The 5002-nt window shown below is 71.2% G+C and carries 6 protein-coding genes; 1 reads left to right on the forward strand and 5 read right to left on the reverse strand.

Annotation, left to right across the window (positions count from 1 at the left end):
• Positions 1-151: 151 nt before the first annotated feature.
• From ACOJUF_RS02615 to rpsB, 5 genes are read right to left on the reverse strand one after another with little or no spacing between them, the layout of a single operon-like run.
• Positions 152-1027, reverse strand: coding sequence for a phosphatidate cytidylyltransferase (locus ACOJUF_RS02615; RefSeq protein ID WP_420120309.1), 876 nt, complete (start codon positions 1025-1027; stop codon positions 152-154).
• The gene (frr, locus tag ACOJUF_RS02620; RefSeq protein ID WP_420120310.1) at positions 1027-1584 is read right to left on the reverse strand and encodes a ribosome recycling factor; all 558 of its coding nucleotides are present in this window, start codon (positions 1582-1584) and stop codon (positions 1027-1029) included. The genes ACOJUF_RS02615 and frr overlap by 1 nt, the downstream gene beginning before the upstream one ends.
• 18 nt (positions 1585-1602) lie before the next feature.
• The gene (pyrH, locus tag ACOJUF_RS02625) at positions 1603-2349 is read right to left on the reverse strand and encodes a UMP kinase (RefSeq protein WP_420120311.1); all 747 of its coding nucleotides are present in this window, start codon (positions 2347-2349) and stop codon (positions 1603-1605) included.
• Positions 2349-3173 carry a translation elongation factor Ts gene (gene tsf / locus ACOJUF_RS02630; RefSeq protein WP_420120312.1) on the reverse strand — a complete coding sequence of 275 codons (825 nt, stop codon included), beginning with the start codon at positions 3171-3173 and terminating at the stop codon, positions 2349-2351. The genes pyrH and tsf overlap by 1 nt, the downstream gene beginning before the upstream one ends.
• 55 nt (positions 3174-3228) lie before the next feature.
• The gene (gene rpsB, locus ACOJUF_RS02635) at positions 3229-4098 is read right to left on the reverse strand and encodes a 30S ribosomal protein S2 (protein ID WP_420120313.1); all 870 of its coding nucleotides are present in this window, start codon (positions 4096-4098) and stop codon (positions 3229-3231) included.
• 470 nt (positions 4099-4568) lie between these two features.
• Between rpsB and ACOJUF_RS02640 the strand changes: the two genes are divergently transcribed.
• A partial coding sequence (locus ACOJUF_RS02640) for a peptidoglycan DD-metalloendopeptidase family protein (RefSeq protein WP_420120314.1) occupies positions 4569-5002 on the forward strand: 434 nt, incomplete at its 3' end.

Here is a 5002-nt window from a genome sequence, read left to right on the forward strand (position 1 = left end):
TGAGGTCACGACGCCCGTCCGGCAGGTGCCGAGATCGCCGCCGAACCCCGGCCGACACATCCGGTTCAAGACACCACGGTCAGTCAGAGCAAGAGTCAAGCCGAAGCCCGACGGCGATCACCCCTACATCCTCACTGTCAGACCAGCACGGTCAGACCAGCACGGTCAGCAGTGCCCAGGTGACGACGGCCGACGGCAGCAGCGAGTCCATGCGGTCCATCAGGCCGCCGTGGCCGGGCAGGATCGTGCCCATGTCCTTGACCCCGAGGTCGCGTTTGATCAGCGACTCGGTCAGGTCGCCGATCGTCGCGGTGGCGGCGATGGCCACCCCGATGATCAGGCCGTGCCACCACACGCCGTCCAGCAGCAGCCAGACGCACAGCGCGCCGGCCAGCATGCAGCCGGCGACCGAGCCGCCGAATCCCTCCCAGGACTTCTTCGGGGAGATGGTGGGGGCCATGGGGTGCTTGCCGGCGAGGACGCCGGCGGTGTAGCCGCCGACGTCGTTGGCCACGACCAGGATCAGAAAGGTCAGGATGCGCTGCGCGCCGTCGTCGGGCACCAGCATCAGGGTGGCGAAGCCGGCGAACAGGCCGATGTAGACGGTGACGAAGACCGAGGCGGACAGGTCGGCCAGGTAGCCGTCGGCGCCACCGGGCAGCCGCCACACCATGCACAGCAGGGTGGTCGCGGCGACGCCGATGCCCAGGGCGGCCGCCCCGTACGGCCAGGCGAGCGCCATCGTGGCGACGGCGCCGAGCGTGACGGGGATCCAGGACAGCGTGAGGCCGCGGGCCCGGCGCAGGGTGCCCTGCAGCTCCCAGACCGAGACGGCGATGGCGGCGGCGATCACGACCAGGAAGGTCACCCGGTACGTCAGCAACGACAGCAGGGCGATGGCCCCCAGGCCGACGCCGACGCCGATCGCCATCGGCAGGTTGCGACCCGCGCGCGATCCGGCGGGCGGCGACGCGGGAGCGGGGTCGCCGGACCCGTCCGGCGGGCCGCCGGCAGTCTGGGCGGCCATCAGACCTCGAGCAGCTCGGCTTCCTTGTGCTTGACCAGCTCATCCACCTGGTGGGTGTACCGGTCGGTGATCTGCTGGAGTTCCTTCTCCGCGCGGGTCACCTCGTCCTCGCCGACCTCGCCGTCCTTGGACAGCTTGTCCAGGGCCTGCGTGCACTTGCGGCGGATGTTGCGGATCGAGACCTTGGCGTCCTCGCCCTTGGACCGCGCGGTCTTGCCCAGCTCGCGCCGGCGCTGCTCGGTCAGCTGCGGGAACACGACCCGGATGACGATGCCGTCGGTGGTCGGGTTCACGCCCAGGTCGGAATCCCGGATCGCCTTCTCGACCGCGTGCAGCTGGCTGGCGTCGTACGGCTTGATGACGGCCATCCGCGCCTCGGGGATGTTGATCGCCGCCATCTGGGTGATCGGAGTCGGGGCCCCGTAGTAGTCGACCTGGATGCGGCCGAACATGTTCGGGTTGGCCCGGCCGGTGCGCAGGGTGGCCAGATCCTCCTTGGCCACGCTCACCGCCTTCTCCATCTTCTCCTCGGCGTCGAAGAGTTCTTCGTCGATCATCTGATCGTGCCCTTCCGGCTACTTGTCCAGGCGGGGAGGTGTGTACACCAGGGTGCCGATGGTCGCCCCACGCACAGCCTTGCCGATGTTGCCGTCGGTCAGCAGGTTGAACACGATGATCGGCATGTCGTTGTCCATGCAGAGGCTGAACGCGGTCGCGTCGGCGACCTGCAACCCCTTCTCCAGGACCTCGCGATGGGTGATCTCGTGGAACATGGTGGCCTCGGGGAACCGGCGCGGGTCCATGTCGTAGACCCCGTCCACCGCCTTGGCCATCAGCACCACCTCGGCGCCGATCTCCAGCGCCCGCTGCGCGGCGGTGGTGTCGGTGGAGAAGTACGGCATGCCGACGCCGGCCCCGAAGATGACCACGCGGCCCTTCTCCAGGTGCCGCTCGGCCCGCCGCGGGATGTACGGCTCGGCGACCTGTCCCATGGTGATCGCGGTCTGCACCCGGGTGTCGATGTTGTGCTCGCGCTCCAGGAAGTCCTGCAGCGCGAGACAGTTCATGACGGTGCCGAGCATGCCCATGTAGTCCGCCCGGGCCCGCTCCATGCCGCGTTCGTGCAGCTGCGCGCCACGGAAGAAGTTGCCGCCGCCGATGACGACGGCGACCTGCACGCCGTCGGCGGCGACCTCGGCGATCTGCTCGGCGACGGTCGAGACGACGTCGGGATCGACCCCGACCTCGCCGCCGCCGAACATCTCGCCACCCAGCTTCAGGACGACCCGACGGAACGGGCGGCGCGGGCGGACCTCGGGCATCAGGCGGTGCCGACCTCGAAGCGGGTGAACGCGGTCACGGTGACCCCGGCCGCGGTCAGCAGCGCGCCGACGGTCTTCTTCGAGTCCAGCACCGAGGGCTGCTCGGTGAGCACGAACTCCTTGAAGAAGCCGTTCACCCGACCCTCGGTGATCTTGGGCAGAGCCGCCTCCGGCTTGCCCTCCTCGCGGGCGGTCGCCTCGGCGATGCGCCGCTCGCTCTCGACCACGTCGGCCGGAACCGCGTCCCGGGTGGTGTACCGGGCCTTGAGCGAGGCGATCTGCATCGCCGCGCCGCGTGCGGCCTCGGCCGCGGCCTCACCGTCGCCCTCGTACGCGACCAGCACGCCGATGGCCGGCGGCAGGTCGGCGGAGCGCTTGTGCAGGTAGACGGTGGTGTTGCCGTCGTACTTGGCGACCCGGCGCAGTTCCAGCTTCTCGCCGATCTTCGCCGACAGCAGGTTGATCTCGTCGGCGACGGTGCCGGTGCCCAGCTCGGCGGCCAGCACCTGCTCCGGGGTCACCCCGGCCTCCTGCTGGGCCGCGACGTTGACGATCCGCTCGGCCAGCTCCTGGAACTCGGCGTTCTTGGCCACGAAGTCGGTCTCGCAGTCGAGCTCGACCAGGGCCCCGCCCACCGCGGCCACCAGGCCGTTGGCGGTGGTGCGCTCCGCCCGCTTGCCGATGTCCTTCGCACCCTTGATGCGCAGGTACTCGACCGCCTTGTCGAAGTCACCGTCGGACTCCTCCAGAGCCCGCTTGCAGTCCATCATTCCGGCGCCGGTGATCTCCCGGAGCCGCTTGACGTCGGCCGCGCTGATTGCCATGTCGGCGGTGTTCCTTACTGTCGTGAATTCGGGTGGGTGAGGGGTGTCCGCGGGCTCAGGCCTCGGCGGCGGCGGGCGCCTCGGCGACCGGGGCCGCCTCCGTGGCCGGGGCCGCGTCGGCGGCCGGGGCCGCCTCGACCGCACCGGCGGTCGCAGCGGTCTCCGCCTCGTGGGCGGCGAGCAGCTCGCGCTCCCACTCCGCCAGCGGCTCCTCCTGGGTGTTGCCCGCGCCGCCACCGCTGCGCTGGATCAGCCCGGCGGCGACCGCCTCGGCGATGACCTTGGTCAGCAGCGCGGCGGACCGGATGGCGTCGTCGTTGCCCGGAACCGGGTAGTCGACCTCGTCCGGGTCGCAGTTGGTGTCCAGCACCGCGACGACCGGGATGTTGAGCTTGCGGGCCTCGCCGACGGCGATGTGCTCCTTCTTGGTGTCGACGATCCACACCGCGGACGGGACCTTGGCCATGTCCCGGATGCCGCCCAGGGTCTTGGCCAGCTTCTCCTTCTCGCGGGTCAGCAGCAGGACCTCCTTCTTGGTGCGGCCGTCGAACTCGCCGGAGGTCTCCATCGCCTCGAGATCCTTCAGGCGCTGCAGACGCTTGTGCACGGTGGAGAAGTTGGTGAGCATGCCGCCCAGCCAGCGCTGGTTCACGTAGGGCATGTTGACCCGGGTCGCCTGCTCCGCGATGGCCTCCTGGGCCTGCCGCTTGGTGCCGACGAACAGGATGGTGCCGCCGTGGGCGACGGTCTCCTTGACGAACTCGAACGCGCGGTCGACGTACTGCAGGGTCTGCTGCAGGTCGATGATGTAGATGCCGTTGCGCTCGGTGAAGATGAACCGCTTCATCTTTGGGTTCCAGCGCCGGGTCTGGTGTCCGAAGTGGACGCCGGCATCCAGCATCTGGCGCATCGTGACGACAGCCATGGCCGTCCTTCCTGGTGCAGCGCTGCGCGCCGGATCCGTCCGGGCACGCGAACGCAGGGTTCGGTTGTCGCCATGGGTCGGGTGACCCGTGGCCCTGACGCCCTCCGGGCGCACCGCCCCGGTCCCGGCCTCGTGGCGGACCACGGGGGCGGCATCGGGGACCTCGGTGCGTCGCGGGCCGGTGGGATGATGGTGCGTCCCGTTGGCAGCAAGGCGTGCGAAGTCAGCCCACCGGTGGCGAGCTGCCCGACCAGGGTACTCGATCGGCCGGTCATCCGTGGCATCCACCGCGCCGGGCCGCCGCGACCGGCGGCCGCGTTGCCGCGGAAACGTCGGGGCGGGCGTTCCCGCGGGAACGTCGCCGCGGAGCGTTCCCGCGGAGACGCCTGAGTTGTCCCCATGTCCGATTTCCATCCACATCGGCCGGCGTCGGCTCCCGCCGGCCCCGGTCCGGCGGCATCGTCGGCGGCATGTCCGGTCACCTGCCCCGATTCGCGACCCGGCCGGCCCGCGCGCCCGGGCCCGCGGCGCTGCTCGTGGTGATGCTGACGACCCTGATCACGCTGCCGATCGGCGCGGCCGTCTCGGCCGGCCCGGCGACGGCCGCACCCGCCGCGCCGGGGCGGGCCGGCCCGGCGACCGGATTCGTCCTGCCGGTCCCCCCGCCGCCGGTCGTGCTCGTGCCGTTCGATCCGCCGCCGGACCGGTACGCGGCCGGGCACCGCGGGGTCGACCTGGCCGCCCCGGTGGGCACGGTGGTGACCGCCGCCGGCCCGGGCCGGGTGGTGTTCGCCGGCACCGTGGTCGACCGGGGTGTGGTGTCGGTCGAGCACGAGGGCGGCCTGCGCACCACCTACGAGCCGGTCACCGCCACGGTGCCGGCCGGCACCGTGGTCGCCGCCGG

It is taken from the genome of Nakamurella sp. (assembly GCF_048594475.1).
Taxonomy (GTDB): Bacteria; Actinomycetota; Actinomycetes; order Mycobacteriales; family Nakamurellaceae; genus Nakamurella.

Excerpts from the sequence above, each read along its gene's own strand:
- ACOJUF_RS02615 (WP_420120309.1), bottom strand. The coding sequence starts at position 1,027 with ATGGCCGCCCAGACTGCCGGCGGCCCGCCGGACGGGTCCGGCGACCCC.
- frr (WP_420120310.1), bottom strand. The coding sequence starts at position 1,584 with ATGATCGACGAAGAACTCTTCGACGCCGAGGAGAAGATGGAGAAGGCG.
- pyrH (WP_420120311.1), bottom strand. The coding sequence starts at position 2,349 with ATGCCCGAGGTCCGCCCGCGCCGCCCGTTCCGTCGGGTCGTCCTGAAG.
- tsf (WP_420120312.1), bottom strand. The coding sequence starts at position 3,173 with ATGGCAATCAGCGCGGCCGACGTCAAGCGGCTCCGGGAGATCACCGGC.
- rpsB (WP_420120313.1), bottom strand. The coding sequence starts at position 4,098 with ATGGCTGTCGTCACGATGCGCCAGATGCTGGATGCCGGCGTCCACTTC.